This is a genomic window from Variovorax sp. MSC1_012, from assembly GCF_023667525.1.
GTDB lineage: Bacteria > Pseudomonadota > Gammaproteobacteria > Burkholderiales > Burkholderiaceae_C > Variovorax > Variovorax beijingensis_B.
The window spans coordinates 4,199,202-4,225,054 of record NZ_CM174443.1 but is presented as its reverse complement, the minus strand read 5'-3'; the positions used below and the strand labels follow the sequence as shown (position 1 = coordinate 4,225,054).

The 25,853-nt window shown below is 68.6% G+C and carries 23 protein-coding genes and 1 tRNA gene; 9 read left to right on the top strand and 15 right to left on the bottom strand.

The genetic code is table 11. The features are described from left to right. Window positions 1-46 precede the first annotated feature (46 nt). From L1081_RS19745 to L1081_RS19725, 5 genes are all read right to left on the bottom strand, one after another. Complete coding sequence (locus tag L1081_RS19745) at window positions 47-1,219, bottom strand: ABC transporter substrate-binding protein (RefSeq protein WP_489413698.1); 1,173 nt, start codon at window positions 1,217-1,219, stop codon at window positions 47-49. Beyond that, on the bottom strand, window positions 1,216-2,022 hold the full coding sequence (locus L1081_RS19740) for an alpha/beta fold hydrolase (protein ID WP_489413697.1): 807 nt from the start codon (window positions 2,020-2,022) through the stop codon (window positions 1,216-1,218). The genes L1081_RS19745 and L1081_RS19740 overlap by 4 nt, the downstream gene beginning before the upstream one ends. A gap of 151 nt (window positions 2,023-2,173) precedes the next feature. Further along, window positions 2,174-3,745 (bottom strand): benzoate-CoA ligase family protein, encoded by a 1,572-nt coding sequence (locus tag L1081_RS19735; RefSeq protein ID WP_489413696.1) that lies wholly within the window; start codon window positions 3,743-3,745, stop codon window positions 2,174-2,176. A 28-nt stretch (window positions 3,746-3,773) separates the two neighbouring features. Next, window positions 3,774-5,324 (bottom strand): 3,4-dehydroadipyl-CoA semialdehyde dehydrogenase, encoded by a 1,551-nt coding sequence (locus L1081_RS19730; protein ID WP_489413695.1) that lies wholly within the window; start codon window positions 5,322-5,324, stop codon window positions 3,774-3,776. Continuing rightward, complete coding sequence (locus L1081_RS19725) at window positions 5,321-5,794, bottom strand: 4-hydroxylaminobenzoate lyase (RefSeq protein WP_489413694.1); 474 nt, start codon at window positions 5,792-5,794, stop codon at window positions 5,321-5,323. The genes L1081_RS19730 and L1081_RS19725 overlap by 4 nt, the downstream gene beginning before the upstream one ends. 200 nt (window positions 5,795-5,994) lie before the next feature. Between L1081_RS19725 and L1081_RS19720 the strand changes: the two genes are divergently transcribed. From L1081_RS19720 to L1081_RS19700, 5 genes are all read left to right on the top strand, one after another. Continuing rightward, a complete protein-coding gene (locus L1081_RS19720) occupies window positions 5,995-6,945 on the top strand; it encodes a shikimate kinase (protein ID WP_489413693.1) in 951 nt (316 codons plus the stop codon). Between the two features lie 205 nt (window positions 6,946-7,150). Then, window positions 7,151-8,827, top strand: coding sequence for a 2,3-epoxybenzoyl-CoA dihydrolase (gene boxC, locus L1081_RS19715; protein ID WP_489413692.1), 1,677 nt, complete (start codon window positions 7,151-7,153; stop codon window positions 8,825-8,827). A 37-nt stretch (window positions 8,828-8,864) separates the two neighbouring features. Continuing rightward, window positions 8,865-10,292 carry a benzoyl-CoA 2,3-epoxidase subunit BoxB gene (gene boxB / locus L1081_RS19710; protein WP_489413691.1) on the top strand — a complete coding sequence of 476 codons (1,428 nt, stop codon included), beginning with the start codon at window positions 8,865-8,867 and terminating at the stop codon, window positions 10,290-10,292. A 128-nt stretch (window positions 10,293-10,420) separates the two neighbouring features. Beyond that, a complete protein-coding gene (gene boxA / locus L1081_RS19705) occupies window positions 10,421-11,713 on the top strand; it encodes a benzoyl-CoA 2,3-epoxidase subunit BoxA (RefSeq protein ID WP_489413690.1) in 1,293 nt (430 codons plus the stop codon). Between the two features lie 10 nt (window positions 11,714-11,723). Further along, on the top strand, window positions 11,724-12,164 hold the full coding sequence (locus L1081_RS19700) for a MaoC/PaaZ C-terminal domain-containing protein (RefSeq protein WP_489413689.1): 441 nt from the start codon (window positions 11,724-11,726) through the stop codon (window positions 12,162-12,164). Window positions 12,165-12,215: 51 nt separating this feature from the next. Here the strand turns inward: L1081_RS19700 and L1081_RS19695 are convergent, their stop codons facing one another. Then, complete coding sequence (locus L1081_RS19695) at window positions 12,216-12,752, bottom strand: adhesin (RefSeq protein ID WP_489413688.1); 537 nt, start codon at window positions 12,750-12,752, stop codon at window positions 12,216-12,218. Between the two features lie 285 nt (window positions 12,753-13,037). Between L1081_RS19695 and L1081_RS19690 the strand changes: the two genes are divergently transcribed. The 3 genes from L1081_RS19690 (at window position 13,038) to L1081_RS19680 (ending at window position 14,504) form a co-directional block, all read left to right on the top strand. Further along, window positions 13,038-13,499 carry an Rrf2 family transcriptional regulator gene (locus L1081_RS19690; RefSeq protein ID WP_489413687.1) on the top strand — a complete coding sequence of 154 codons (462 nt, stop codon included), beginning with the start codon at window positions 13,038-13,040 and terminating at the stop codon, window positions 13,497-13,499. Then, window positions 13,489-14,397 carry an FAD-dependent oxidoreductase gene (locus L1081_RS19685; protein WP_489413686.1) on the top strand — a complete coding sequence of 303 codons (909 nt, stop codon included), beginning with the start codon at window positions 13,489-13,491 and terminating at the stop codon, window positions 14,395-14,397. Before L1081_RS19690 ends, L1081_RS19685 begins: the two co-directional genes overlap by 11 nt. Before the next feature lie 31 nt (window positions 14,398-14,428). Continuing rightward, a tRNA-Gly gene (locus tag L1081_RS19680) sits at window positions 14,429-14,504 on the top strand. A 58-nt stretch (window positions 14,505-14,562) separates the two neighbouring features. Here L1081_RS19680 and fahA read toward each other — a convergent pair. The 7 genes from fahA to L1081_RS19645 are packed head-to-tail and all read right to left on the bottom strand — an operon-like array spanning window position 14,563 to window position 20,840. Continuing rightward, a complete protein-coding gene (gene fahA, locus L1081_RS19675) occupies window positions 14,563-15,885 on the bottom strand; it encodes a fumarylacetoacetase (RefSeq protein WP_489413685.1) in 1,323 nt (440 codons plus the stop codon). Between the two features lie 19 nt (window positions 15,886-15,904). Then, complete coding sequence (locus L1081_RS19670) at window positions 15,905-16,711, bottom strand: cyclase family protein (protein ID WP_489413684.1); 807 nt, start codon at window positions 16,709-16,711, stop codon at window positions 15,905-15,907. 39 nt (window positions 16,712-16,750) lie between these two features. After that, complete coding sequence (locus L1081_RS19665; protein ID WP_489413683.1) at window positions 16,751-17,548, bottom strand: ABC transporter permease subunit; 798 nt, start codon at window positions 17,546-17,548, stop codon at window positions 16,751-16,753. Continuing rightward, window positions 17,545-18,399, bottom strand: coding sequence for an ABC transporter permease subunit (locus L1081_RS19660; RefSeq protein WP_489413682.1), 855 nt, complete (start codon window positions 18,397-18,399; stop codon window positions 17,545-17,547). The genes L1081_RS19665 and L1081_RS19660 overlap by 4 nt, the downstream gene beginning before the upstream one ends. Beyond that, window positions 18,392-19,174, bottom strand: a complete 783-nt coding sequence (locus L1081_RS19655; RefSeq protein WP_489413681.1) for an ATP-binding cassette domain-containing protein — start codon at window positions 19,172-19,174, stop codon at window positions 18,392-18,394. Before L1081_RS19655 ends, L1081_RS19660 begins: the two co-directional genes overlap by 8 nt. Further along, window positions 19,171-20,115, bottom strand: coding sequence for an ABC transporter substrate-binding protein (locus L1081_RS19650; protein ID WP_489413680.1), 945 nt, complete (start codon window positions 20,113-20,115; stop codon window positions 19,171-19,173). The genes L1081_RS19655 and L1081_RS19650 overlap by 4 nt, the downstream gene beginning before the upstream one ends. Then, on the bottom strand, window positions 20,112-20,840 hold the full coding sequence (locus L1081_RS19645) for a TetR family transcriptional regulator (protein WP_489413679.1): 729 nt from the start codon (window positions 20,838-20,840) through the stop codon (window positions 20,112-20,114). The genes L1081_RS19650 and L1081_RS19645 overlap by 4 nt, the downstream gene beginning before the upstream one ends. Before the next feature lie 99 nt (window positions 20,841-20,939). On the opposite strand from L1081_RS19645, the gene L1081_RS19640 reads away from it, so the two are divergent. Further along, complete coding sequence (locus tag L1081_RS19640) at window positions 20,940-22,955, top strand: acetoacetate--CoA ligase (RefSeq protein WP_489413678.1); 2,016 nt, start codon at window positions 20,940-20,942, stop codon at window positions 22,953-22,955. Here L1081_RS19640 and L1081_RS19635 read toward each other — a convergent pair. Then, window positions 22,934-24,880 (bottom strand): adenylate/guanylate cyclase domain-containing protein, encoded by a 1,947-nt coding sequence (locus L1081_RS19635; RefSeq protein WP_489413677.1) that lies wholly within the window; start codon window positions 24,878-24,880, stop codon window positions 22,934-22,936. The genes L1081_RS19640 and L1081_RS19635 overlap by 22 nt on opposite strands. Window positions 24,881-25,074: 194 nt before the next feature. Further along, complete coding sequence (locus L1081_RS19630) at window positions 25,075-25,788, bottom strand: 2OG-Fe(II) oxygenase (protein ID WP_489413676.1); 714 nt, start codon at window positions 25,786-25,788, stop codon at window positions 25,075-25,077. Window positions 25,789-25,853 lie beyond the last annotated feature (65 nt).

The window sequence follows — 25,853 nt, the reverse complement described above, 5'->3', positions numbered from 1 at the left end:
GAGGGGGGAGTCGAGCTACACGAAGTGAGCGAGGGACGGGGGTGGGTCACATCCTGCAGCCGCGCGCCGGGTCCGTCAGGCCCTTGATCGCGATGCTCACCAGCTTGTTCTCCTTGCCTTCCACCTTGCGCAGATAGATGTCCTGCACCGGGTTGTGCGACTTGCTCATGGTGAACGTGCCGCGCGGGCTGTCGATCTTCGCCTTCTCGATGGCGGCCGTGAATTCGGCCTTCTTGCCGATGTCGCCCTTGGTGGCGGCCAGGCCCACGCCCAGCATCTGCGCCGCGTCGTAGCCCTGCACGGCATACACGTCGGGCTGCAGCTTGAAGGCCTTGGCGTAGCCGACGCGGAAGGCGTTGTCGCGCGCCGTGTTCAGGCCGTCGGCATAGTGCAGCGTGGTCAGCATGCCTTGCGCGGCTTCGCCCTGCGCGTCGAGCGTGCCGTCGGTCAGGAAGCCCGGGCCGTAGAGCGGAATCGTCTTGTTGAGGCCGGCGGCCTGGTAGTCCTTGACGAACTTCACCGCGCCGCCGCCCGCGAAGAAGGCGTACACCGCATCGGGCTTGGCCGCCGCGATCTCGGTCAGGAGCGCCTGGAACTCGACGTTGGGGAAGGGCAGCGTGAGCTGCTTGTCGACCTTGCCGCCGTTCTTCTCGAAGCCTTCCTTGAAGCCGTTGACCGATTCGTCGCCGGCCGCGTACTTCCAGGTGATGGTCATCGCCTTCTTCTTGCCCTGCTGCTTGGCCGCCACTTCGCCCATCGCGAAGGCCGGCTGCCAGTTCGAGAACGAACTGCGGAAGATGTTGGGCGCGCACATCGGGCCCGTGACCGCGTCGGCGCCGGCATTCGGCACGATCAGCACGGTGCCGCTTTCCTTCGCGGCCTTGGCCATGGCCATCGCCACGCCGGAGTGCACGGTGCCCACGATCACGTCGACGTTGTCGCGCTTGATCAGCTTGTTGACGTTGTCGGTGGCCTTGGCGGGGTCGGACTCGTCGTCGACCTTGAAGTATTCGATCTCGCGGCCGGCGAGCTTGCCGCCCTGCTCGTCCACGTAGAGCTTGAAGCCGTTCTCGATGGCGACACCCAGGGCGGTGTAAGTGCCGCTGTAGGGCAGCATCAGGCCGACCTTGAGTTTGCCGGTGCCCTGGGCACCGGCGGCGGTGGCCAGGGCGGCGAAGGCGATCGCGGTGAGCGCGAGGCGGGCGGTACGGATGGTCATGGTGTTTGTCTCCTGTTTTTGGCAATGAAAGAAGTGGCCGCGACGATGACACGATCCGGCTGATCGCGATGCGGGGAATGCCCGCATTCCGGGATTTCGAGCAGCTCGCATCCCCTGACCCGCGCCGCAATGCCGTGGATCTGCGCGAGCGTGCCGTACTCGTCGCCCGTGCCCTGGATGGCGAGGACAGGGCAGCAGATGGTGTCGAGCTCGGCCTCGATGTTCCATTCGCGGAAAGGCGGATGCAGCCAGATGCGGTTCCAGCCCCAGAAGGCCGAGTCGGCGCTGTCGTGGTAGCGGCCGAGCTTCGCCGGCAGGTCGGTCGAGAGATACGCGGTGCGGGCCTGCTCGATGTTCGCGACTGTCACGTCTTCCACGAAGATGTGCGGCGCGAGCACCACGAGGCCGCTGGCGCGGTCCGGAAAGCGCGAGGCATACAGCAGCGAAATCGATCCGCCGTCGCTGTGGCCGAAGAGCCAGGGCTTCTCGTCGTCGAGCTTCAGGGCGGCGAAGAGCGCGGGCAGCACCTCGTGCGCCTGGCGGTGCATGAAGTCGACGTCCCAGATCTCGTCGTCGGCGCGCGGCGTGGAGCGGCCGTAGCCGGGGCGCGAGAACACGAGGCCGCGGGCGTTGGCGGCGTTGCAGACTTGCGCGGGGAAGTCCTTCCACATCGCGATGGAGCCGAGGCCTTCGTGCAGGAAGACGATGAGCGGAGCATCGGTGCGCTCGGGGGCGATCCACTGGCATTCGATCTGCACGGGGCGGCCGCGCCAGTTGATGGTGGTGAAGTCGGGGGTGCTCACAGCCTTGCCCCTGGCTGTTGCTCCCTCTCCCTCTGGGAGAGGGCGGGGGTGAGGGCCAGCGGCGCTGGCGAAAGCGGTGCGTTTGCGAAGGCCGACGCCCTCACCCTGACCCTCTCCCAGAGGGAGAGGGAACAACACGGGAACCTCATGCTCATGCCTGCCTCTCCCGCTCGCGCAGCCTGAACCGCTGGATCTTCCCCGTCGCCGTCTTCGGCAGCTCCTGCACGAATTCCAGGAAGCGCGGGTACTTGTACGGCGCGAGGCGTTCCTTGACGAAAGCCTTCAGTTCCTCGTCGCCGACCGACTGGCCGTCCTTCAGCACGACAAAGGCCTTGGTCTTGGTCAGTCCGTCCGCATCCTCCTTGCCGATCACCGCGGCCTCGAGCACCGCGGGGTGCTGCATCAGCGTGGCTTCCACCTCGAAGGGCGACACATAGATGCCGCTGACCTTCAGCATGTCGTCGCTGCGCCCGGCGTAGGTGTAGTAGCCGTCGGCGTCGCGCGTGTACTTGTCGCCGCTCTTGGTCCAGCCGCCCTGGAAGGTCTCGCGCGACTTCTCGCGGTTGCACCAGTACATCAGCGCCGCGCTCGGGCCGCGGATGTAGAGGTCGCCCACTTCGCCATCGGGCACCGGGCGGCCGTCCTCGCCGCGCAGCTCGACCTCGTAGCCCTCCACCGGCTTGCCCGTGGTGCCGTAGCGCACGTCGCCGGGGCGGTTGGAGATGAAGATGTGCAGCATCTCGGTCGAGCCGATGCCGTCGATGATCTCGCAGCCGAAGTGCGCCTTGAAGCGCTGCGCGATCTCGCCGGGCAGTGCCTCGCCGGCGGAAGAACACATGCGCAGGGCCACGGCTTCGCGCGCCGGCAGCTTCGGCGAGGCGAGCATGCCGGCAAAGCCGGTGGGCGCGCCGAAGAAGACGGTGGGCCGGCGCGAAGCGCCCTGGGGGCCCGTATCTCCGACCCAGCGGCGGAAGGTGGCGTCGGGCGTCGGCCGCTCGGCCATCAGCACCACGGTCGCACCGACCGACAGCGGAAAGGTCAGCGCGTTGCCCAGGCCGTAGGCGAAGTACATCTTGGCGGCCGAGAAGCACACGTCGTTCTCGGTCAGCCCCAGCACCGGCTTGCCGTAGAGCTCGGCCGTCCACCACAGGTTGGCATGCGTGTGGACCGTGCCCTTGGGCTTGCCGGTAGAGCCCGAGGAATACAGCCAGAAGCCGGGGTCGTCGGAGGCCGTGGGCGCCGGCGCCGCCATCGGCTGGGCGGCAGCGAGCGCGGCTTCGAATTCCTGCGCGCCTTCGGGCAGCGCGCCCGTGGGCTGCGAGACGATCAGCGTGTGCACTTCATGCGCGCCGAGCGCCATCGCCTCCTGCAGCGCGGGCAGCAGCGCGCCCGACACCAGCGCGGCCTGCGCGCGGCTGTGGTCGAGCATGTAGGCGTAGTCCGCGGGCGTGAGCAGCGTGTTGACGGCGACGGGAACGATGCCGGCATAGAGGCAGCCCAGGAAGCTCACGGGCCAGTCGCTGCTGTCGAGCATCAGCAGCAGCACACGCTCTTCGCGCCGCACCCCGGCGGCCTTGAGCGCGGCGGCCAGGCGGCGCGCGCGGTCTTCGAGCTGGCCGTAGGCGAGCGTGCCGCGGTCGTCGATGTAGGCAGTGCGCTCGGCGCGGCCGCGATTCAGCGCGAACAGGTGTTCGGCGAAATTGAATCGTTGGGGCAGGGTCATGGTTGTCTCCTTCGGCCGGGTTCTTTTTCTAGAGGCCCAGTGCGGCCAGCACGCCGGGGCTCGCCTGCACCGCGCTGCGGCGGTGGTAGAAGTCCAGCGCGCGGAGGCCGCCGAGTTCGGCGCCGCCGCCCGCGCGGCCCGGGCCGCCGTGCAGCGACATCGGCATCACGTTGCCGTGGCCGGTGTGGGCCTGCGCCACCTCGGGCGTGATCACGTGCACGCGGCCGTGGCTCGGCGCAATGGCGAGTGCGGCTTGCGCCAGCGCGGCGTCGTCGCTGCCATAGAGCGAAGTCACCAGCGAACCCTGACCGCGGTGCGCCAGCGCGATGCCGTGCGCCAGATCGCGGTAGGGCAGCAGCGTGGCGACGGGTCCGAACACTTCCACGTCGTGCACGCGCTGCGCCGCATCGGCATCGCGCGCGCCCAGCAGCACGGGGCCGATGCAGGCGGCCACGGCCGGTTCGGCATCGATCAGCGGCGTGTTGCGGCCGTCGTACAGCACGGTGGTCTGCGCAGACAGTGCCTCCAGACCTTCGCTCACGGCGTTCATCTGTGCCCGGCTCACGAGCGAGCCCATGCGCACGCTCTCGTTGCGCGGATTGCCGACCGTGATGCCCGCGAGCTTGGCGCCGATGGCCTGGGCCGCGGCGTCGTAGAGCTCGGCCGGCACCAGGATGCGGCGGATCGCGGTGCACTTCTGGCCCGACTTGACCGTCATCTCGCGCACCGCTTCGCGCACCAGCAGGTTGAAGGCGTCGCTGCCGGCCGCGGCGCCGGGCAGCAGCAGGGCGCTGTTGAGGCTGTCGGCCTCGATGTTCACGCGCACCGAGCGCTCGGCCACGGCCGGGTGCGAGCGGATCACGGCGGCCGTCTCGGCCGAGCCGGTGAACGAAACCACGTCGAAGGGCTGCAGCGCATCCATCAGGCCCGCCGAGCTGCCGCAGACGACCGAGAGGGCGCCCGCGGGCAGCACGCCCGCATCGACCACGTCCTTGACCATGCGCTGCGTGAGCCAGGCGGTGGCCGTGGCGGGCTTCACGATCACCGGCACGCCCGAGAGCAGCGCCGGCGCGGCCTTTTCCCACAGCCCCCATGACGGGAAGTTGAAGGCGTTGATGAACAGCGCCACGCCGTGCGTCGGCAGCTGCAGGTGCTGCGACTGGAACACCGGCTCCTTGCCGAGCTTCACGGCCTCGCCGTCGCGCAGCGCGTGCACGTCGCCGAGCGCATCGCCCCACTTCGCGTACTGGCTCAGCGTGAAGATCGCGCCGTCGATGTCGACCGCCGAGTCGTTCTTCACCGTGCCGGAGTTCGCGGTGGCAATCTCGTAGTAGGCATCGCGGTTCGCCTGCAGCACCTTCACGATGGCGCCGAGCAGCCCGGCGCGCTGGCGATAGGCGAGGGTGCGCAGCGCGGCGCCGCCCTGTTCGCGCGCAAAGGCAAAGGCGGCGGGCAGGTCCAGGCCGGTGGCGTCGACGCGCACGAGCTCGGTGCCTAGCACCGGATCGAAAAGCGGCGTGCCGGCGCCCGATCCGCCTTGCCAGCGGCCGGCGACGTAATTGGGGAGGAGTTCGGTCATGCGGTGAACTTGATCTGCCCTTCGGGCAGGAGATAGAGAACGAGCGCGCGGCCGTTCGCCACGGTCGGGCGGTGTGCGGTGCCGGGGCCGTAGACGCACCAGCCCGCGGGCCGGCCGTCGAAGGTGGCGCCGGGGCTGCCTTCGAGCGGCATGATCAGGTCGATCTCGCCGTTCGGATGGGTGTGGTGCGGACCCGCGATGTCCTGCATGTCGACCACGTCGACCGAGAAGCGCTGCAGCGCGTCTTCCGCCTTGAACGCGCGGCCGTAGCGGATGCCGCCGCCCTCGCGCTCGCACAGCCAGCCTTCGGCCACGCCGCCGATGCAGGCCTGGCGCAGCGCCTCGAAGTGCGCGCTGCCTGCGCCGTGGGTGGCGTTGAGCCACTGGTCGAGCTGTTCGTCGAGCGGCCGGCCGGCGATTTCGGCGGCCAGGGCGGCGATCAGCTGGTGAAATGCTTCCTTGCTGGACATTGGCGGGCTTCCTTTTTGGAGGCTGGCTGGCAGGGTGAATGGCGCAGCGAACTTTCGAACTACCTTGCAGGATTGGTGCGCGTGCAGTATCTTGCTTGTGGCCGAACAATAAGCATCGACTCCGTGGGTGTCAAGCAATATAGTGCATATATGGTGTTTACCCTGAGCGCGCACAATCCCGGCCAAGAACGAGGACATGCATGAACGAGCACGTAGACGCGGTGCTGGCCCCCGCGCCCGAAGAAGGCCACCGCGCCGGCAACGCAGCGGCGGCGGCCGCGGAGACCAAGAATCCATTGCTGGCGGCGCTGGGCGAGCGCGTGCGCAACCTGCGCGCGCAGCGCGGCCTCACCCGCAAGGCGGTGGCCATTGCGGCCGATGTGTCGGAGCGGCACCTGGCCAATCTCGAATACGGCATCGGCAATGCGTCGATCCTGGTGCTGCAGCAGGTGGCCGGCGCGCTGCACTGCTCGCTGGCCGAGCTGGTCGGCGACGTGACCACCAGCTCGCCCGAATGGCTGCTGATCCGCGAGCTGCTCGAAAACCGCAGCGAGGCCGACCTGCGCCGCGTGCGCGTGGCGGTGGGTGAGCTGCTGGGCACGGCCTCGGTCGATCCGGCGCGCCACCGGCGCATCGCGCTCGTGGGCCTGCGCGGCGCGGGCAAGTCGACGCTCGGGCAGATGCTGGCTGATGACCTCGACGTGCCTTTCGTGGAGCTGAGCCGCGACATCGAGAAGCTCGCGGGCTGCAGCGTGCGCGAGATCCACGACCTCTACGGCACCAACGCCTACCGCCGCTACGAGCGCCGCGCGCTCGAGGAAGCCATCCAGATCTACGGCGAGGTGGTCATCGCCACGCCGGGCGGCATCGTCTCGGACCCCGCCACCTTCAACGAACTGCTCGCGCACTGCACCACCGTGTGGCTGCAGGCCGCGCCCGAGGAGCACATGGGCCGTGTGGCCGCGCAGGGCGACACCCGTCCGATGGCGGCCAGCAAGGAAGCCATGGAAGACCTGCGCCGCATCCTGAACGGCCGCGCCGCCTTCTATTCGAAGGCCGATCTTTCGGTGGACACCAGCGGCAAGACGCTGGCGCAGAGCTTCCAGGCGTTGCGCGCCGTGGCCCGCCAATCGATGGGGCTGGGCGCTTGAGCTGAGTGTTCAGGGCGCGATCCCGCCGACGGGGTACGCGGAGGGGAGTACCCGGTGCCCTGTGCACGCCCCCGAATCTGAAAAAAAGCACAACAGGCATTGACTTGCCTGTTTGCATGCAGCATGATGCATGTCATCGGAGCAAGAAAGTGCATTATCTTTCCTGTTCACGGTTTCCGAACACAGCCCCACAGGAGACTTCCGCATGACCGACACCACCACGCTCCAGGCGCCGCCCCGCGTCGACTACCGCACCGAGCCCGCCCAGTACCGCCACTGGTCGCTGAGCTTCGACGGCGCCATCGCGCGCCTCGTGCTCGACATCGCGGAAGACGGCGGCATCCGCCCCGGCTACAAGCTCAAGCTCAACAGCTACGACCTGGGCGTGGACATCGAGCTGAGCGACGCGCTCAACCGCGTGCGCTTCGAGCACCCCGAAGTGCGCAGCGTGATCGTCACCAGCGGCAAGGACCGCATCTTCTGCTCGGGCGCCAACATCTTCATGCTCGGTGTATCGAGCCATGCCTGGAAGGTGAACTTCTGCAAGTTCACCAACGAGACGCGCAACGGCATCGAGGATTCGTCGAAGCACTCGGGCCTGAAGTTCCTCGCGGCCGTGAACGGCGCCTGCGCCGGCGGCGGCTACGAGCTGGCGCTGGCCTGCGACGAGATCCTCCTGGTGGACGACCGCTCTTCCTCCGTCTCGCTGCCCGAGGTGCCGCTGCTCGGCGTGCTGCCCGGCACCGGCGGCCTGACCCGCGTGACCGACAAGCGCCATGTGCGCCATGACCTCGCCGACATCTTCTGTACCAGCGTCGAAGGCGTGCGCGGCCAGCGCGCGGTCGAATGGCGCCTGGTCGATGCGGTGGCCAAGCCCGCGCAGTTCGCTGCCGCCGTGCAGGAGCGTGCTGCGCAGCTCGCCGCCGCGAGCGACCGCCCGGCCAGCGGCAAGGGCGTGGCGCTGACCCGCCTGGAGCGCACCGACAGCGCCGACGGCATCGCCTATTCGCACGTCGACGTGAAGATCGACCGCAGCAAGCGCACCGCCACGATCACCGTCAAGGCACCCACGGGAACGCAGCCCGCGGACGTCGCCGCCATCGAGGCCGCGGGCGCCGCCTGGTGGCCGCTCGCCGTGTGCCGCCAGCTCGACGACGCGATCCTCAACCTGCGCACCAACGAGCTCGACATCGGCACCTGGCTGCTCAAGACCGAAGGCGACGCGCAGGCCGTGCTCGCCTCGGACGCCGTGATGCTCGCCCACAAGGACCACTGGCTGGTGCGCGAAACGATCGGCGCGCTGCGCCGCACGTTGGCGCGGCTGGACGTGTCGTCGCGCAGCCTGTTCGCGCTGGTCGAGGCGGGCTCCTGCTTTGCCGGCACCTTGGCCGAGCTGGCCTTTGCGGCCGACCGCAGCTACATGCTGGCGCTGCCCGACGACGCAGCGCGCGCACCGAAGCTCGTGCTCAACGAATTCAACTTCGGCTTCTTCCCGATGGTGAACGACCAGAGCCGCCTGCAGCGCCGCTTCTACGAAGAAGCCGCGCCGCTGGACGCCGCCCGCGCCGCGGCCGGCAAGCCGCTGGACGCCGACGAGGCGCTGAAGCTCGGCCTCGTCACCGCCGCGCCCGACGACATCGACTGGGAAGACGAGATCCGCATCGCCATCGAAGAGCGCGCCGCCATGTCGCCCGACGCGCTCACCGGCCTCGAAGCCAACCTGCGCTTTGCGAGCAAGGAGAACATGGCCACCCGCATCTTCGGCCGGCTCACCGCCTGGCAGAACTGGATCTTCAACCGCCCCAACGCCGTCGGCGAAAAGGGCGCGCTCAAGGTCTACGGCACCGGCGAAAAGGCCGGCTTCGACTTGAACCGCGTCTGAAGAAGAACCCCCAGTCCGCACAACCCAAGGAACAGCGATGAGCACGATCAACTACAGCGAGAAGATCCCCAACAACGTCAACCTCGGCGAAGACCGCACGCTGCAGCGCGCGCTCGAAGGCTGGCAGCCCAACTTCATCAACTGGTGGGACGACGTGGGCCCCGAAGGCTCGACCAACCACGAGGTCTACCTGCGCACGGCCGTGAGCGTCGACCCGCAGGGCTGGGCCCAGTTCGGCCACGTGAAGATGCGCGACTACCGCTGGGGCATCTTCCTGAACCCGGGCGATGCCAACCGCGAGATCCACTTCGGCGACCACAAGGGTGAGAAAGCCTGGCAGGACGTGCCCGGCGAACACCGCGCCAACCTGCGCCGCATCATCGTGACGCAGGGCGACACCGAGCCCGCCTCGGTCGAGCAGCAGCGCCACCTGGGCCTCACGGCGCCTTCGATGTACGACCTGCGCAACCTGTTCCAGATCAACGTGGAAGAGGGCCGCCACCTGTGGGCCATGGTCTACCTGCTGCACAAGCACTTCGGCCGCGACGGCCGCGAGGAAGCCGAGGCGCTCTTGCAGCGCACCTCGGGCGACCAGGACAACCCGCGCATCCTGGGTGCCTTCAACGAGAAGACGCCCGACTGGCTCGCGTTCTTCATGTTCACCTACTTCACCGACCGCGACGGCAAGTTCCAGCTGGCCGCGCTGGCCGAGAGCGCCTTCGATCCGCTGGCGCGCACCACCAAGTTCATGCTGACCGAGGAAGCGCACCACATGTTCGTGGGCGAGAGCGGCGTCTCGCGCGTGCTCGCGCGCACCGCGCAGGTCATGAACGAACTCAAGACCGACGACGCGCAGAAGGTGCGCGCGGCCGGCGCCATCGACCTGGGCACGATCCAGCGCTACCTGAACTTCCACTACAGCGTGACCATCGACCTGTTCGGCGCCGACCAGTCGAGCAACGCGGCCATCTTCTACAGCTCGGGCCTGAAGGGCCGCTACGAGGAAGGCAAGCGGGGCGACGACCACGTGCTCAAGGGCCAGACCTACAAGGTGCTCGAGGTGAAGGACGGCCAGCTCGTCGAAAAGGACGTGCCGATGCTCAACGCGCTCAACGAAGTGCTGCGCGACGACTTCATCAAGGACTCGGTGGCCGGCGTCGGCCGCTGGAACAAAGTGCTCGAGAAGGCCGGCATCCCCACGCGCCTGACCGTGCCGCACAAGGCCTTCAACCGCCAGATCGGCGCGCTCGCCGGCATCAAGATGTCGCCTGAGGGCCGCGTGGTGAACGAGGTCGAATGGGCCGCCAAGCGCGATGAATGGCTGCCGAGCGCCGAAGACTTCGCTTTCGTGGCATCGTTGATGGGCCGCGTGGTCGAGCCGGGCAAGTTCGCAGGCTGGATCTCGCCGCCGGTGATGGGCATCAACCGCCAGCCGGTGGACTTCGAGTACGTGCGTTTCGGTTGAACGGTATTGGTATTGCTCCTTCCCCCGCTGGGGGAAGGCTGGGATGGGGGCAAGCGGCGCGACCACGACAAGCGCCGCTTGCCCTCACCCAACCCTCCCCGGAAGGGGGAGGGCTCTAGGAGAACAACATGGACATGGCCGTTGAAGCCGGGGTCATCAAGCAGCACCTGATCGACCCCGAGATCTGCATCCGCTGCAACACCTGCGAGGCCACCTGCCCCGTCAACGCGATCACGCACGACGACAACAACTACGTCGTGCGCGCCGATGTCTGCAATGGCTGCATGGCCTGCATCTCGCCGTGCCCCACGGGTTCGATCGACAACTGGCGCACCATGCCGCTGGTGCGCGCCTACACGATCGAGGAACAGCTCGGCTGGGAGTCGCTGCCCGCCGAGCTCACGCCCGAGGAGCTCGAGGCCGCAGGCATTTCCGCCGATGCCGGCGATGAAGCCGCGGTGGCTGTCGCGCCGGCGCAAAACCCGGCGCAGCAGGCCGCGGTCGACCCCATCGAGCCGGTCTTCAACTCGGCCCAGTACGGCGCCACCGTGCCGCCCTGGTCGGCCGCGCACGCCTACACCAACCTCTTTGCGCCGAAGTCGCCGACCACCGCCACCGTGGTGGGCAATTTCAACTGCACCGAGGCGGGCTTCGACAGCGAGACCCACCACATCGTGCTCGACTTCGGCGTGGTGCCGTTCCCGGTGCTCGAAGGCCAGTCGATCGGCATCATCCCGCCGGGCGTCGACGCCATCGGCAAGCGCCACCATGCGCGCCAGTACTCGGTGGCCAGCCCGCGCAACGGCGAGCGGCCCGGCTACAACAACGTGTCGCTCACCGTGAAGCGCGTGACCGAAGACCACCAGGGCGATCCGGTGCGCGGCGTGTGCTCGAACTACGTCTGCGACCTGAAGGTGGGCGACACGGTGCAGGTGGTGGGGCCCTTCGGTTCCTCGTTCCTGATGCCGAACCATCCCAGGTCGCACATCGTGATGATCTGCACCGGCACCGGCAGCGCGCCGATGCGTGCCATGACCGAATGGCGCCGGCGCCTGCGCAAGAGCGGCAAGTTCGAAGGCGGCAAGCTCATGCTGTTCTTCGGCGCGCGTACGCAGCAGGAGTTGCCGTACTTCGGTCCGCTGCAGTCGCTGCCCAAGGACTTCATCGACATCAACCTCGCGTTCTCGCGCACGCCGGGCCAACCCAAGCGCTACGTGCAGGACCTGATGCGCGAACGCGCCGCCGACCTGGCCGCGCTGCTGAAGGATGGCGCGAGCCACTTCTACGTGTGCGGGCTCAAGAGCATGGAAGAGGGCGTGGTGCTGGCCTTGCGCGACGTGGCGAAGGAAGCGGGGCTCGACTGGGACACCGTGGGTGCCGCACTGAAGCGCGAAGGCCGCCTGCACCTCGAAACCTATTAAGCTGCGGCGAATGAAGTTCGCCGACTTCCACCCCGGCCAGGTCATCGAGGCCGGGCCTTATGTCGTCTCCGAAGCGGAGCTCGTCGGCTTCGCACAGGCCTACGACCCGCAGTGGTTCCACACCGACGCCGTCGCCGCGGCGGACAGCGCCTTCGGCGGGCTGATCGCGAGCGGCTGGCACACCTGCTCGATCGCGATGCGGCTCGTGGTCGATGCCGCGCTCGAGGGCTCGGAGTCCTTTGCCTCGCCGGGGCTCGAGCATGTGCGCTGGCCCCATCCGGTGCGGCCCGGCGATGCCTTGCGGCTGGTGGCCGACGTCATCGAGGTGCGGCGCTCCGGGAAGCGGCCCACGCTCGGCATCCTGCACTGGCGCTGGCGGCTCTTCAACCAGCGCGAGCTGATGGTGCTCGATGTCGAAGTGACGAGCCTGTTCAGGCTGGAAGCAAGTTAAAAAAGCCCGCGGCGCAACGCACCGCGGGCTTCTTTCCCTGAGCGAAGTGCTTTATTTCTTGACGTCGACCGCGCCGGAACCCTGCGCCTTGCCGCGCGCCTTGGCATCCACGGCCGGCGCCTTCAGCGCGCCGCCGGCCGAGCCTGCGGCACCGGTCGCACCGCCCAACGTGTCACCCACGACATTGGTCGCGCCGGTCACGTTGCCGGCCGCGCCGGTCGCGGCATTGGTGGCACCGCCCACCGCGCTGGTCGCGCCGCCGACTGCACCCGTGGCACCGCCGACCGCACCCGTCGCGCCGCCGACCACGCCGCCCAGGGTGTTGCCCAGCCCGCCTGCGGCCTTGGGGACTTCGACCGGCTGCACGCCGGCATTCGTGGCGGCACTGCCGCCGGCACTTCCCTCGGTGCGTGCACCGGCACCCGCGGCGCCCTGGCGTTGAGTCGCGTTCGCGCTGCCCGACGTGTTGACGTCGGCATTCACGCCCACGCCGACCCCCACGCCTTGTGCCTGTGCGAAGCCGCTCATGGCAAGAAGGCCTGCGAGCAAGGCGCCGACGAAAAGGGATTTGTGTTGTTGCTGCTTCATAGGTGACTTTTCCTTTCGTTGAATGGTCATTGACCAGAACCGGCTTTGGGCCAATTCGGTCGCTACCGTGACCACCTCTGCACATGTCGCCGTGTGCGAGGCGGCCGCCGGCGCGTGTGGGACGCCTCCGTCGTCCGGAATGGGGGGTGATGCGTTGGGCGGCGCCTCCTTCTTGCCTGAGAGCGGATCGGAATCGGATCGGCGGGAGGCCAGCAACCTTTTCAGCAGCAGGGTCAACGGCGATCTTCCCAGGTGCCTGGCTTTTCACGCAACTAATAATGTTGCATGAAACGAGACAGCAAGCTTTCAGGCGTTCTCCACGCACTGCTGCACATGGCCGAGATGAAGGGGCCCGTCACCTCCGAATCGCTGGCCATGGCCATGCAGACCAATCCCGTCGTCGTGCGCCGGGTCATGTCGGGCCTGCGTCAGGCCGGCTTCGTGAGTTCGGCCAAGGGCCATGGCGGCGGGTGGGTGCTGTCGTGCCCGCTCGATGCCGTGACGCTCGGCGACATCCACCAGGCGGTGGGGTCTCCGGCGCTGCTGGCCATGGGCAACCGCACCGAGAGCCCGGGCTGCATCGTCGAGCAGGCCGTGAATGCGGCGCTCGACGGCGCCTGCCGGGAGGCCGAGGCCCTGCTGCTCGAGCGTTTCAACAGCATCACGCTGGCCGATCTTTCCAGGGACTTTCATCGCCGCATGACGGGCGGCGGCTTCACTCACAAGGACATCGAACATGCACTATGACGCTCTGGTCGTGGGCGGCAGCTTTGCCGGCCTTTCCGCTGCCCTGCAGCTTGCGCGCGCGCGAAAAAAGGTCTGCATCGTCGATGCGGGCGCGCCGCGCAACCGCTTCGCCGCCGCTTCGCACGGCTTCTTCGGCCAGGACGGCACGCCGCCGCTGAAGATGATTGCCGATGCGCGCGCCAAGGTGCTCGCGTATCCGAACGCCAGCTTCGTCGAGGGCCGGGTCGTGCAGGCGCAGGCCGATGGCGCGGGCGGGTTCGCTGTTTCGCTCGAAGGCAGCGGCGCGCCGCTGTCGGCCAGCCGGATCGTGCTCGCCTTCGGCGTCGAGGACGGCTTTCCGGAGATCGAAGGCGTGCGCGAACGCTGGGGCCAAAGCGTGCTGCACTGCCCGTACTGCCACGGCTATGAAGTCAGCGGCCGGCGCCTGGGCATCCTGATCGAGCGGCCGCATGCGCCCGAGCATGCGATCCTGTTCGCCGAATGGGGATCGGCCACGCTGTTCCTCAACGGCAACAACACGGTGGACGAGGAGACGCGCGCCAGGCTGCAGGCGCGCGGCGTGGCGATCGAGCCGGGCCGCATCGCGGCGCTCGAGGGGCCGTCGCCTGCCGAGCTCTCGGACGTGCGCCTCGCGGACGGGCGGCGGGTGCCGCTCGATGCGATGTTCCTCGTGCCGCGCACGCGCCTGGCAAGCCCGCTGGCCGAGCAGCTCGGATGCGCGATCGACGAGGGCGGCTTCGGCCCGCTGATCCGCACCGACGCGATGAAGATGACCACGGTGCCCGGCGTGTTCGCAGCCGGCGATGCGGCCATGATGTTCCATAACGCCACGATGGCTTCGGCCGATGGCGTGATGGCCGGCATTTCGCTGCACCGCGCGTCGGTGTTCGGCCACTGAAAAAACCAGGCTATAATCTGCGGCTCGAAATGCGGGAATAGCTCAGTTGGTAGAGCGCAACCTTGCCAAGGTTGAGGTCGAGAGTTCGAGACTCTTTTCCCGCTCCACATTTCATGCAAAAGGCCACCTCACCGGTGGCCTTTTGCTTTGGGGCGGCGGCTGTCCTCAGCCCTTCGCGGGCAGCACCATCCCGCGGCTTTCGCCGAAGCCGATGCGCGCATGGCCCGGCTTCTCGCACCATCCGCGCAGCAGCACCGCATCGCCGTCCTCGAGAAAGCCGCGCTGCTCGCCGCTGGCCAGCGTGACCGGGTCCTGCGCGGCGCGCGTCAACTCGATGATCGCGCCGGCCTCGCCCGGCCCCGGTCCTGAAATGGTGCCGCTGCCGAACAGGTCGCCCGGGTTCAGGCTGCAGCCGCCCACCGTGTGGTGCGCCACCATCTGCGCCACGCTCCAGTACTGGTGCCTGAAGCTCGTGCGCGACAGGCGCGAAGGACCGCTCCCCTCGTTGCGCGCCTTCTCGCTTTCGAGCCAGACCTCCAGGCGGATGTCGATCGCGCCGCGTTCGCGGTTGGCCGGGCCTTCGAGATAGCCGAGCGGCTGGGGCTCGTTTGCCGGCCGCGTCCAGGCCAGGCGGTAGGGCGCGAGCGCTTCCGTCGTCACGATCCACGGCGAAATGGTGGTCGCAAAGTTCTTCGCAAGGAAGGGACCGAGCGGCGCCATCTCCCAGAACTGGATGTCGCGCGCCGACCAGTCGTTGAGCAGGCAGATGCCGAAGATGTGCTCTTCCGCGCGTTCGAGCGGAATCGGTTCGCCGGCCGCATTGCCTTCGCCGATCCAGATGCCGAGCTCGAGCTCGTAGTCGAGCCGCGCGCAGGCGTGATACGCGGGCGCCTTCGCACCCGGCGCCATCGTCTGCCCCATCGGTCGATGGAAGCGCTGGCCGCTGATGCCGATGGTCGACACGCGCCCGTGGTAGGCCGTCGGAATCCAGCGGAAGTTGGGCGTCACGTCGCCTTCGGGATTCATCAGGCGGCTGATGTTCAGCGCGTGGTCGATGGAGGTGTAGAAGTCCGTGTAGTCGCCGATGCGTGCGGGCACCGTGTATTCGACCTCGGCCTGCGGCACCAGGCATTCGCGCACGGCCTGCACCGTGGCGGCCGGCGCGTCGTCGCGCAGCAATGCGAAGACCGCATGGCGCAGCGCGCGCCAGGCGGCGGCGCCGAGCGCGAAGAAATCGTTCAGCGCCGGCAGCGCGGCGGCACGGGCCGCGTCGAGCGCGAGTCCGTCGAGCAGCTGGCGCGCGCAGAGCGCGGCCATGTCGAGCACCTGGTCGCCAATGGCCACGCCGCCGCGGAACGGCTCCGGGCTGCCGGTGCGGCGGAACACCGCATACGGGAGGTTCTGGATCGGAAAGTCGGTGCCCGCCGTGTTGGCGGTGGCGACCCAGCTCCTGGCGTTGGCGTCGTGCGTGTGGTTGAGCGTAATCATCGGCTTGGCCTCTCGCGCTTCAGACCGACGCCATCAACGCATCGTCGAAGATCGCCACCGCGCGTGTCCAGCCGGCCGATGCGCCGCGGATCTTGTGCGGGAAGCAGCTGATGAAGAAGCCCGTGGGCGGCAGCGCCTCCAGGTTGTGCAGCTTCTCCAGGTGGCAGTAGCCGATGTCGCGGCCGGCCTTGTGGCCTTCCCAGATGAGGGACGCATCATGCGTCTCGCCATACTTCTTCGCGGTGTGCACGAAGGGCGCATCCCAGCTCCAGGCGTCGGTGCCCGTGAGGCGCACGCCGCGCTCCAGCAGGTACATCGTCGCCTCGTAGCCCATGCCCGCGCCGGCCGAGACGTAGTCGGGGTTGCCGTAGCGCGAGCCCGCGCGCGTGTTGACCACCACGATCTCCAGCGGTCTCAGCGTGTGGCCGATGCGCTTGAGTTCGGCCTCGACGTCGGCTGCCGTCACCACGTAGCCGTCCGCGAAGTGGCGGAAGTCGAGTTTCACGCCGGGCTGGAAGCACCATTCGAGCGGCACCTCGTGGATCGCGATGGCGGGCTTCTTCTCGCCCAGCGCCTTGTCCATGGTGGAGTGGAAGTGGTAGGGCGCGTCGAGGTGCGTGCCGTTGTGCGTCGACAGCTGCACCAGCTCCACGGCCCAGCCTTCGCCGTCGGGCAGGTCTTCCTTCTTGAGGCCCGGAAAGAAGGGCTCGATCTGCTCATAGGTCTGCTCGTGCGTGAAGTACTGGATCTTCGGCGCGAAGGCCGGCGGATCGGACAGCACATCGTTTTCAAGAAAGATCGAGAGATCGACGAACTTGCGTGGCATGGCGGGGCTCCTTGTGGAATGGGGATCTGAGGGAAGACATCAGGGCTGCTGCCAGCGCAGCAGCCGCTTCTCTGCAAAGGCCAGCAGCGCGTTGCTCGCGAAGCCGATCAGCCCGAGCAGCACGATGCCGGCGAAAAGATCGCTGGCGCGAAATGCGCGCGCCGCGAGAAGAATGGCCTGGCCCAGGCCGCTCTGCGAGGCGATCATTTCGCCCACCACCGCGACGATCAGCGCAATGGTCAGCGCGAGCCGCATGCCGGCCAGGATGTCGGGCATGGCGTTGGGCAGGCCCATCTTCCAGACGAAGGCCGCGCGCGACATCTGCAGGCAGCGCGCCACTTCCGAAAGCCGCGGCTCCACGGCCGCGAAGCCATGCACCGTCGCCAGCAGTACCGGCCACATCGCGCCGAAGGCCACCACGAACAGCACCATGCCGGGGTTCAGCCCGAAGATCGAAATCGCGAGCGGCAGCAGCGCGGAGGCGGGCAGGGGGCGAATGAATTCCAGCGTCGGCTGCACCCACGCGCGCACCGCGGGCGACACGCCGATGGCCGCGCCCAGCAGCACGCCGAACAGCGAGGCCAGCAGCCAGCCCTGCACCATGCGGCCGACCGTGGCCTGCGTGAAGGCGAGCAGCTCGCCGTTGCTGTTCGGTCCGCTGAGGTTGAGGCCTTCGAGCAGGCTTGCGAAGGTGGCCTGCGGTGTCGGCAGGAACACGCGGCTCACCCAGCCCGCGTTGCTCGCCGTCCACCACATCGCAATCAATGCGCAGAGCATGGCGAGCGAGCCGAGCCGGTTCATGACGATGCCAACGCGGCCGCGGTCATTGCCGCTCATGGCAGCACCCCCATGCGCCGGGCCACCACGCGCTGCAGCCGCACCATGCCCGCGTTGACCGCAAAACCCACCACGCCGATCCAGCCCAGCCAGGCGAGCATCAGCGCGGGGTCGAAGCTCTGCTGCGCGATCATCATTGCGTAGCCCATGCCGTTGGGATTGGCCGCAATCTCCACCGTGACGGCCACCACCAGCGCCACCGCCACGCCGAGGCGCAGCGCCACGAACAGGCGCGGCACGATGGCCGGCAGCACGATCTTGAAGGCGCGCTCGCGTGCCGAGAGGCCCAGCACGCGGCTCACCTCGAGCAGCCGTGGTTCGATCTGCTGCACCGCCGACTGCACCAGCACCAGCAGCGGCCAGAAGGTGGCAAAGGCGACGATGGCCAGCTCCATGCGCACGCCGAATCCGAAGGTCAGCATCGCGAGCGGAATCAGCGCCACCGAGGGCACGGGCCGCAGCACCTCGATGGAGAGCGAACCGAGCTGCGACGCGCGGCGCGAGAGCCCGAGCACCAGGCCCAGCGCAATGCCGAGGACCGCCCCCAGCAGCAGGCCGAGCGCGGCCGTGCCCAGCGTGAAGCCCGTGGCCTGCCACAGCGAGCCGTCGAGCGCGGCGCCCACGAAGGCCCGGGCCGCCGCGCTCGGCGGGGCGAGCGCATCGCTGCCCAGCGCCGCCGCGCGCCGCGCGTACCACTCGAACAGAGCCAGCAGCAGCAGCGGCAGTACAAAGGGGCGGACCGTACCAGGAACACCGCGGAACCGGCTTTTCCGGGCCGCTGGTGTTGCCCCCGGCGAGGGGGTGGGCGAAGCGACACGAAGTGCGCGAAGACTGGGGGTGTGCCTATCCATGGCCCTGCTCGATGAAGGCGAACAGCTCGCGCCGCAGCCGTAAATACTCCGGATGCTCCTTGGTCGTGAGCTGGTCGCGCGGCCGCGGAATCTTCACGTCGATCATCCGTGCCAGGCTGGGCCGTCCCGGCCCGGGATTGGCCTGCAGCGCGATCACGCGGTCGCCGAGGTAGATGGCCTCTTCGAGATCGTGCGTGACGAACAGCACCGTGAGCCCGTCGTCGCGCACCAGCCGCGCGAGCTCGTCCTGCAGGCTCTGGCGCGTGAGCGCGTCGAGCGCGCCGAAGGGCTCGTCCATCATCATCAGCTCGGGCTTCTGCGCGAGGCAGCGGGCAATCTGCGCGCGCTGCTGCATGCCGCCCGAAAGCTGCACCGGAAACTTCTGCGCATGCTTCGCGAGGCCGACCTTGCCGAGCACCTCGGCAATGCGCGGCGCGCGTTCGGCTGCAGGCACGCCGGCCGCTTCCAGCGCGAGGCTCACGTTGCCCTCGACCGTGCGCCAGGGCAGCAGCGCGCGCCCGTAGTCCTGGAACACGAAGGCCACTTCGCGCGAGGGCTCGCTCATCTTCGCGCCCTTGCGCCGCACCTCGCCGGCGCTCGCGGCCACCAGCCCGCTGGCAGCGCGCAGCAGCGTGGTCTTGCCGCAGCCGCTCGGACCCACGATGCAGACGAACTCGCCGCGCGCCACGTCGAACGAGGTGGGCGACAGGATCTCGCGCCCGCCGAGCCGGATCGCGACGCCGTCGAAGCGAAGGAAGTCGGCGGCCGTGCTCACTTGGCGATCAGCTTTGCGACGTCGATGGAGGTCTTGAGCATGTCCTGGTCCTTCATCAGGCCGACCCAGTAGCCCAGCTGCTTCTCGTTCACCAGGGCGCCGGGCGGCGAGATCTGGATCTTCGCGAGCACCTCGGGCGGCAGCTTGATGTACTTGCCGATGGCCGCACGTACCTTGGCGTCGTTCTTCGGCTGCTGCATGAAGGAAGCGGCTTCGACCAGCGACTCGCGGAACGCGCGCGCGGCGCCCGGGTTCTTCGCCACCCATTCGCGCTTGGCCGCGTGCACGATGGTCTGGTTGTTCTCCGGCAGGAAGGTGGAGTAGTACGAGGCCACGTAGCCCGCACCGCTCTCGGTGATGCGGCTCATGAACGGGTCGGCCGACACCACCGCGTCGACCGAGCCGCCGCGCAGCAGGTCGGCATGCTGCGGGAACGAGGCCTCGACGAAGTTGACCTTGCGGTAGTCCACGCCGCTGTCCTTGAGCCAGGCGCGAAACGTGACGTGCAGGAACGCGCCGAGGCCCGGCACGCCGATCTTCTTGCCCACGCAGTCCTGCGGCCCCTTGATGCCCGAGCCGGCGCGCGCCACCAGCCCGAAGCCGGTGATCGTCTTCGACGTGAGCCCGCCGCCCGCCACCAGCACCAGATCCAGCCCGCCGTCCACCGCCTGCAGGAACACCGAAGGCGTGGGCCCGCCGATCTGCAGCGAGTCGGACTGCAGCGCCGCGGGAATGGTGGAGTTGAGCGGAATGAACTTGAGCTCCACGTCGAGGGTGCGCTTCTTGAAGTAGCCCTCTTCCGCGGCCACGAAGACCGAGGCGAAGTCGGACACGGCCGTGTAGCCGAACACGATCTTCGGGTTCGATTGCGCGCGCGAGGGCAGCGCCGCGGCGGCCGATGCGGCGGCCAGCGCCGACAGCAGGGTGCGTCGTTTCATCATGTCTTCTGTCTCCTGGGAGTGGTTTTCTTCTGCGGGGCCTTGGGTCGCGGCAGCGCGGCGCGCAGCCCGCCGACGATGAAGTTCACGAGCATCGGCGCCGCGGCCGGATCGCTGCGTCGGTTCTCGCCGCGCGAGAGCCGCTCGATGCGGCTGTCGTTCAGGTGGTGCAAGAGCGCCCCGAGCGAGAACTGGTAGCCCCAGGCGGCCTGCCCGCGCGTGGCATGCGGCAGCGCGACGTGCAGCGCGTCGATGTAGGCCTCGGCCAGCGGGTCGAAGTAGCCGCGCAGCACGCGGTCGGCTTCCTCGGTGGCGTGGTAGAGCTCGCGCGCCACCAGCAGCGCGTAATACTCGCCCTCGGCGCTCGCGCGCAGCGCCAGTACGGGCCCGGTGAAGGCCTCGATGATGCGCGGCAGCGTGCGCGCGTCGTCGGGGTCGTTGTTCACGGCCCGAAGGCCTGCGAGCCGCTCCTCGATGCTGTGGCTCCAGTGCTCGAAGATCGCATGGAAGAGCTCGTGCTTCGGCCCGAAGTAATAGCCCACCAGCGCCAGCGGCACGCCCGCTTCCTCGGCGATCTGGCGGATGGTGACCGCGTGGTAGCCGTGCTGCGCAAAAAGCTTTTCCGCCGCCAGCAGGATGGCGTGGCGCCGATCGGGCCGGGCCGCTTCGGAGGCTGTGGCTGCGGCCCGGTGGGCGCTTCGCTTGGCAGGCTGGGTGCGGGCATTCATCGGGCGTATTGAACGTCTGTACAAAACTATTGAACACACGTACAAACCCTGAGGTCAAACCCGGTTGAACGGCGCGGGATGCGGCATTAGGCTCGACCCATGCCCGCTCTCAATATCCCCCAGATCCGCCTCTACCAGGACTGGCTGCGCGACCAGCGCGGCCTGTCCTTCGACACCTACGACGCACTGTGGCACTGGTCCGTGACCGACCTCGATGCCTTCTGGCAGAGCATCTGGGACTACATGGGCATCGTGTCGCCCACGCCGCACACGGCGGTGCTGGCCGAGGACCGCATGCCCGGCGCGACGTGGTTTCCGGGCGCGCAGGTCAACTACGCGCGCGAGGTGCTGCGCCATGCCGACGCGGCGCATGCGGCCGGCATGCCCGCCATCGTGAGCGACAACGAACGGGGCGAAGTGCGCGAGATGTCCTGGCCCGAGCTGCGCCGGCAGGTGGCCTCGGTGGCGCTCACGCTCAAGTCGCTGGGCGTCAAGCGCGGCGACCGCGTGGCTGCCTACATGCCCAACGTGCCCGAGACCATGGTCGCGTTTCTCGCGTGTTCGAGCATCGGCGCAGTGTGGAGCGTGTGCGCGCCCGACATGGGCACGGCCGCCGTGGTCGACCGCTTCCGCCAGATCGAGCCCAGGCTGCTGATCGCCGCCGACGGCGTGCACTACGGCGCCAAGCCCATCGACCGCAGCGCGGTGGTGCAGGAACTGCGCGATGCGCTGCCCAGCGTGCAGAAGCTGCTGTTGCTGCGCACGCCCCATGCCGCCGAGCAGCTCGCCGCCGACGCCGACTGGCAGGGCGCCATCGCGCGCAGCGATGCCGAGGTGGCGGCCTTCGAGCCCGAGTGGCTGCCCTTCGACCATCCGATCTGGATCGTCTATTCGAGCGGCACCACCGGCCTGCCCAAGCCCATCGTGCACGGGCAGGGCGGCATCATCATGACGATGTACGCCTGCGGCCTGCACAACGACATCGGCGCAAGCTACGGCGCCAACAACTTCGATGAGCGCTTCCACTGGTACAGCTCGACCGGTTGGGTCATGTGGAACTGCCAGCTCGCGGGCCTGGCCTTCGGCGCGACCATCGTCATCTACGACGGCCATCCGGCAGGCAGCAAGGAGAAGCCCGACTGGAGCGTGCTGTGGCGCTTTGCCGCGAAGCACCGCATCAGCTTCTTCGGCGCCGGCGCGGCCTATTTCACCAACTGCATGAAGGCCGGGGTGGTCGCGGCCGAGTGCGGCGACCTGTCGCGCGTGCGCGCGCTCGGCAGCACCGGCTCGCCGCTGTCGGAAGAGGTGCAGCGCTGGGGCACGCAGCAGATCCTCGCCGCGGGTTCGAAGGAGGTCTGGTGGTGCAACATCTCCGGCGGCACCGACTTCTGCGGCGCCTTCGTCGGCGGCAACCGCGAGCTGCCCGAGGTGCCCGGCCAGATGCAGTGCCGCCAGATCGGCCATGCGGTGGAGGCCTGGAACGAGAACGGCCAACCCGTCATCGGCGAAGTGGGCGAGCTGGTCTGCACGCGGCCCATTCCGTCGATGCCGCTGTACTTCTGGGGCGACGAAGGCAACGCGCGCTACCTGTCGAGCTACTTCGACACCTATCCCGGTGTCTGGCGCCACGGCGACTGGATCAAGATCGGCGAGGACGGCGGCTGCATCATCTACGGCCGCAGCGACGCCACCATCAACCGCCAGGGCCTGCGCATGGGCACCAGCGAGATCTACAGCGCCGTGGAGGCGCTGCCCGAAGTGCTCGACTCGATGGTGGTCGACCTCGAATACCTGGGCCGCGAAAGCTACATGCCGCTGTTCGTGGTGCTGCGCCCCGGCGTGGTGCTCGATGACGCGATGCGCGGCAAGATCAACAACGCGATCAAGACCTCGCTCTCGCCGCGCTTCCTGCCCAACGACATCTTCCAGGTGGCCGAGATCCCGCGCACGCTCTCGGGCAAGAAGCAGGAGCTGCCGATCAAGAAGCTGCTGCTGGGCCAGCCGCTCGAGAAAGTGGTCAACCCCGAGGCCATGGCCAACCCCGGCTCGCTCGGCTGGTATGTGGAGTTTGCGGCGCGGCGTGCCAGAGCCCCTCAGGGCATCAGCAGTTCGTAGAGCACCATGCGCGTCTGGCGGCCGCGCAGCGCCACCCGCTCGTCGATGCGGCGCGTCTGCAGCCGGCCCTTCAGGCCCGCGAAGGTGACCTCCGAGATCAGCGTGTGCGTGCCCAGCTGCTTGTTGATGCCCTCGATGCGGCTCGCCACGTTGACCACGTCGCCCAGGGCCGTGTAGGACAGCCGGTCGTTCGAGCCCAGCACCCCCGCGATCACCACGCCGGTGTGGATGCCGATGCGGGTGCGGAACTCGGGCAGCCCGTCGGCGCGCCACTTGCGGTTGAGCGCGGCCATCTCGATGTGCAGCTGCAGCGCGGCCAGGCAGGCGCGGTACTCCGCATCCTTCAGGTCCGCGGGTGCTCCCCACAGCACCATGATGCCGTCGCCCATGAACTTGTCGACCACGCCGCCATAGCGTGCCAGCACGCCCGTCGCCAGGTTGAAGTATTCGGTCAGCATGCGCACCAGCACATTGGCTTCCATCGATTCGGAGATCCGGGTGAAGCCCTCGATGTCGGTGAACATCACGGTCATGCGCCGCGGCGAGCCGCTGGGTGCCAGCGCCTGGCCTTCGGCCACGAGCTGGCTGATCACGTCCACCGGCACGAACTTGCTGAACGCCCGGAGGCTGCGCGCCGACTCGTCCAGCGCCTGGTCCAGGTGCTGGATCTCGAGCACGCGGCTCGGCTCGCGTGGCAGGTTGTCGAGCTCCAGCAGGCCAATGCGGCGCGCGGTCTGCGCGAGCTTCTCGACCGGCGAGGTGACCAGCCTGGACAGCTGCAGCGACACGAACAGCGCCGCCGCGAGCAGCGCCAGGCCCAGCAGCAGCCACCACAGCACGGCGCGCCGCAGCTCGCCCAGCACGAAGTCCTCGGCCACCCAGCTCACCAGCTGCCAGCCAGTGGAGGGGATCGGCGAGGCCTGCGCGAGGTAGGGCCGCCCGTCGTGGTCGAACGAAAAAGCCGCGCCGCTTGCGCTGCCGGCCGTGCCGTCGCCCAGCATCTGCTCGTGCAGCGCGCCCAGCACGCCGGTGGGTGGCTCCGGCTGGCGCAACACGCCGGGCTGGTCGCTGCGCGCCAGCACCTGGAAGTCGGCGCCCAGCACGGCGCTGTCGCCGCGGCCGTCGCTCGCGAACAGCCGCACGAATTGCGAGAGCCGGCCCAGCGAGATGTCTCCGCCCACCACCAGCATCTTCGAGCCGCCTTCGGCATGGCGGCGCTTGCTGGTCAGGGCGTAGCTCACGCCCAGCTCCTGCGTCGCGGCGAAGGTGTAGGGCGCTGTCCATACGGGCCTTTGCATCTGGCGGGCCTGCTGGTACCAGCGCTGCAGCCGCGGGTCGTAGCTGCTGCGGAAGGACTCGATGCGCTGCGTGGCAAAGCGCTGCTGTGCGTCGATCTCGGGCGCGGGCGGCAGCTTGTACTGCCAGGTCTCGATGGCGAGTTCGCCGGCGCCCGCGCCGCGCGCGATGCGCCGGATGGCCGGCACCGGGTAGCGCAGCGCGATCAGCATCTGGCCCGTGTCGTCGGCCACGTAGAGGCTGTCGAGTTCGGGCGACTGCTGCAGCAGGGTCCAGAGGAGTTCGGCCGTGCGCTGCGCATGCTCGCCCGCGGGACCAAGGCTGGGCGCAGCGGCCAGCGCACCGACCGCCGATTCGGTCTTGGCGAGCACGGCGCGCATGTTCTCCTCGGTGCGGTGGTGGTTGGCCGCATGCGCGGAGGCGCCGATCCTCGCCACCAGCCGCTGCGAGCCCCAGTAGCCGAGCGTGGCCAGCAGCAGCGACTGCGTCAGCGCCACGGCGCTCACGATGGTGCTCACATCGACCCTGAAGCGGCGCGAGAGACGCGCCACCGCCGCGGAAAATTCAAAGAATGCGAGAGGCGGCTTTCCCGCCCCCTCCGCAGACCCGGACGAGTTCTTCTTGTTCACATACAGCTCCCTGTCGACCACTCGAACGCACCCGCGGCCGTCACGTCGGGCCGCGGATCGCACCCGGCCGCTCGCTGCTCCGATCGTTTTTGTTGTCGGAAATCATGGCGAGCACCCGGGGTGCAGGGCGGATTTTGCGCGACTTCGGACCGCGCGCGCCATGGCACGGTCGTGCGCAAACCTCGGGGGGTTCGCTAGCGCGCGTCGTGGAAGATGATTCCCAGCGTGTGCCGCCGCCCCGCGCGCACGCGGCTCACGCCGTGCCGCATCGTCACGCGATAGGTGCCGCGCGTGCCCGCCACCGGCCGCTGGTTGACCGCGAAGATCACCGCCTCGCCCTGCGCGAGCGGCACCACCTCGGCGCGCGACTGCATGCGCGGGCGCTGCTCGGTGAGCACGAATTCGCCGCCCATGAAGTCTTCGCCCGGCCGGCTCAGCAGCACCGTGAGCTGCATCGGAAACTGCAGGTCGCCGTACAGGTCCTGGTGCAGGCAGTTGTAGTCGCCTTCGACATAGCGCAGCAGCAGCGGCGTAGGGCGCAGCTGGCCCGCCGCATGGCAGCGCGCGAGGTAGGACGCATGGTCCGCCGGGTAGTCGGCCGGCTGGCCCATGGCGGCGGCCCACGCGTTCGCGAGCGGCGCGAGGCGCTCGTACAGCGCGCTGCGCCAGGCCGCGATCGAAGCGGGCAGCGGGTTGTCGAAGTACTGGTATTCGCCTTGCCCGAAGCCGTGGCGCTGCATCACCACGCGGCTGCGGAAATGGGTGGGCTCGTCATAGAGCGCGGCCAGCGCGGCGCATTCCTTCGGGCTGAACATCACGCCCGTGGTTGCGCAGCCGCGCGTGGCAAGCTCGGTTTCGATGCGGGGCCAGTCGAGGGCGCGGACGATGTTGGCAGGGGAAGTCGGCATGCCGAAAGTTTGCGGCCGGCGCGGCCGCGGCGCTCGCTGTTTCCGGACATGGGTTCCTGCCGCCC

Excerpts from the sequence above, each read along its gene's own strand:
- L1081_RS19685 (WP_489413686.1), top strand. The coding sequence starts at position 13,489 with ATGCACTATGACGCTCTGGTCGTGGGCGGCAGCTTTGCCGGCCTTTCC.
- L1081_RS19725 (WP_489413694.1), bottom strand. The coding sequence starts at position 5,794 with ATGTCCAGCAAGGAAGCATTTCACCAGCTGATCGCCGCCCTGGCCGCC.
- L1081_RS19730 (WP_489413695.1), bottom strand. The coding sequence starts at position 5,324 with ATGACCGAACTCCTCCCCAATTACGTCGCCGGCCGCTGGCAAGGCGGA.
- boxB (WP_489413691.1), top strand. The coding sequence starts at position 8,865 with ATGAGCACGATCAACTACAGCGAGAAGATCCCCAACAACGTCAACCTC.
- L1081_RS19665 (WP_489413683.1), bottom strand. The coding sequence starts at position 17,548 with ATGAGCGGCAATGACCGCGGCCGCGTTGGCATCGTCATGAACCGGCTC.
- L1081_RS19695 (WP_489413688.1), bottom strand. The coding sequence starts at position 12,752 with ATGAAGCAGCAACAACACAAATCCCTTTTCGTCGGCGCCTTGCTCGCA.
- L1081_RS19745 (WP_489413698.1), bottom strand. The coding sequence starts at position 1,219 with ATGACCATCCGTACCGCCCGCCTCGCGCTCACCGCGATCGCCTTCGCC.
- L1081_RS19670 (WP_489413684.1), bottom strand. The coding sequence starts at position 16,711 with ATGCCACGCAAGTTCGTCGATCTCTCGATCTTTCTTGAAAACGATGTG.
- fahA (WP_489413685.1), bottom strand. The coding sequence starts at position 15,885 with ATGATTACGCTCAACCACACGCACGACGCCAACGCCAGGAGCTGGGTC.
- L1081_RS19650 (WP_489413680.1), bottom strand. The coding sequence starts at position 20,115 with ATGATGAAACGACGCACCCTGCTGTCGGCGCTGGCCGCCGCATCGGCC.
- boxA (WP_489413690.1), top strand. The coding sequence starts at position 10,421 with ATGGACATGGCCGTTGAAGCCGGGGTCATCAAGCAGCACCTGATCGAC.
- L1081_RS19645 (WP_489413679.1), bottom strand. The coding sequence starts at position 20,840 with ATGAATGCCCGCACCCAGCCTGCCAAGCGAAGCGCCCACCGGGCCGCA.
- L1081_RS19720 (WP_489413693.1), top strand. The coding sequence starts at position 5,995 with ATGAACGAGCACGTAGACGCGGTGCTGGCCCCCGCGCCCGAAGAAGGC.
- L1081_RS19700 (WP_489413689.1), top strand. The coding sequence starts at position 11,724 with ATGAAGTTCGCCGACTTCCACCCCGGCCAGGTCATCGAGGCCGGGCCT.
- L1081_RS19735 (WP_489413696.1), bottom strand. The coding sequence starts at position 3,745 with ATGACCCTGCCCCAACGATTCAATTTCGCCGAACACCTGTTCGCGCTG.
- L1081_RS19690 (WP_489413687.1), top strand. The coding sequence starts at position 13,038 with ATGAAACGAGACAGCAAGCTTTCAGGCGTTCTCCACGCACTGCTGCAC.
- L1081_RS19660 (WP_489413682.1), bottom strand. The coding sequence starts at position 18,399 with ATGGATAGGCACACCCCCAGTCTTCGCGCACTTCGTGTCGCTTCGCCC.
- L1081_RS19630 (WP_489413676.1), bottom strand. The coding sequence starts at position 25,788 with ATGCCGACTTCCCCTGCCAACATCGTCCGCGCCCTCGACTGGCCCCGC.
- boxC (WP_489413692.1), top strand. The coding sequence starts at position 7,151 with ATGACCGACACCACCACGCTCCAGGCGCCGCCCCGCGTCGACTACCGC.
- L1081_RS19640 (WP_489413678.1), top strand. The coding sequence starts at position 20,940 with ATGCCCGCTCTCAATATCCCCCAGATCCGCCTCTACCAGGACTGGCTG.